The organism is Paracoccus spongiarum (genome assembly GCF_030732095.1).
Taxonomy (GTDB): domain Bacteria; phylum Pseudomonadota; class Alphaproteobacteria; order Rhodobacterales; family Rhodobacteraceae; genus Paracoccus; species Paracoccus spongiarum.
In genome coordinates this window covers 1-1,575 of the sequence record NZ_JAVAMQ010000055.1, presented here as the reverse complement: position 1 = coordinate 1,575, position 1,575 = coordinate 1, and the positions used below count along the sequence as shown (strand labels likewise).

At 58.2% G+C, this 1,575-nt stretch carries 1 protein-coding gene; it reads left to right on the top strand.

Going from position 1 to position 1,575, the window contains the following annotated elements; translation table 11 throughout:
- Positions 1 to 157 precede the first annotated feature (157 nt).
- The coding region (locus Q5Y72_RS19605) for a hypothetical protein (protein ID WP_305965066.1) at positions 158 to 1,575 on the top strand (1,418 nt) is incomplete at its 3' end.

Here is a 1,575-nt window from a genome sequence, read left to right as displayed (position 1 = left end):
ATCGTTATCGAGAAAATTGCTGAAGGGCTGGAGATCAATCTGGCCGAACTGTTTTCTTATTCAGTAAGCAAGCAAGACAGATAATATGTTGAGATTTCCAAATCCGGGCTCCACAATTGAGAATTTTGTCCGCGTCTATGGGGCGGCTTTCGAGCGATTGAGCGGGCGTACAGTAAACCTCGACGAGATAGTCGCGACGGTGGTCGCCGCCAATATGGCAACGTCGTCAGGATACATGGGCGAGGAAGCAGTGGCGCGGTCCACCCGTGCTGACCGTAGCCGTGATCCGCTCTACAATCAGCTCAAGATGTATGCTGAATTGTTCCGGATTTTGGGGTGGCTGCATCCTACTCCGCAAAGCGCCTTGAACTTCACGTTCACACTGCTTGGCCAGCAAGTGGTCGCGGCCGGGCGCGATTTCGGGCCGCTGCTCGAAGAGTGCGTGCTCGGGATCGTTTATCCGACGCCTATTCTTGCAGTGAAGGGCGATTTCGACCTTCGACCTTTTGCCTTCATCTTGCGCGTGATGGCGGCCTGCGACGGCCACCTGTCACGCGACGAAATGATCATTGGTCCGCTGAGTGCCGCGAGTGATCGCGGCAAGAGGAATCTGGATACGGTGGTGGCGACTATCGAAGCCGCGCGCGAGAGCGCGGCGGCTTCGGGCGAAGCCGTGCAAGCGGTGTCGGATGCGCGGAAGATTCAGGTCAACACGTTGCAGAACTACACTCGATGGCCGATTGCCCTGCTTCGGGATTTGGGTTGGGCGACGCGGGGACCAGCGAGATTCAGGAATGGCCGAAAATACGGAACCTTCCATCTGACCGAAAAAGGCCAGGCGCTAGCAGAGCGCGTCGACGGTAGCGTTGATCTGCGCGCCGATGAGGCGGCGCAGCTCGCACCGGAAGAGCGCAACGCGCTCGCCGTCGTGGCTCACTTTCGTATGCTGGAACGGTCGGGCTTTGACATCGCGCCGCTTGAGCAGCGCATCGCGGACGCGGAAGCAACCGCAGCGCCGGTGTTTGGGAGGTTAGGCACGGATGGACGCGACCTGTTGTTCTCACCGTTCCAGTCCCTTTCGCTTGGTGACATTGCCGCCGCCTTTGCGGCTAGTGAGAAAACCGCGCACATAGAGCAAGGCAAAGGCCGGGTGGCGGCATTGGCAGCTCCGGACGGGCGCGACGACCGTTCGCACTTGTTCGTTCATCCGAACATGGTCGCGGCAGAAGAGGCTGGCGTAGGCGGCCCTGACGCGCTTAGGGCTGAATTAGCCGAATTGCTGGAAGCTCATAGCAAGATAAGAGTCGCAGCTGCGAAATTCGCGGAAAACCACGCGAAGGACACGCAAACAGCGTTCTACCCGCTAGTGACGCACCTCTTTCAAATACTTGGATTTGAGAGCGATTATTCGCGCGCTGGCGTAAATTACCAGCGTTGGGATGCCTATGTAAAGGTCGATGGCTATGCCCTGCCGGTCGAGATCAAGTCACCGACAGAGGAAGTCATGCTGTCCACGAAGGCGGTTCGGCAGGCGCTCGAAAACAAGGTGATCCTGCTTTCGCGGGGAGGGTTGGA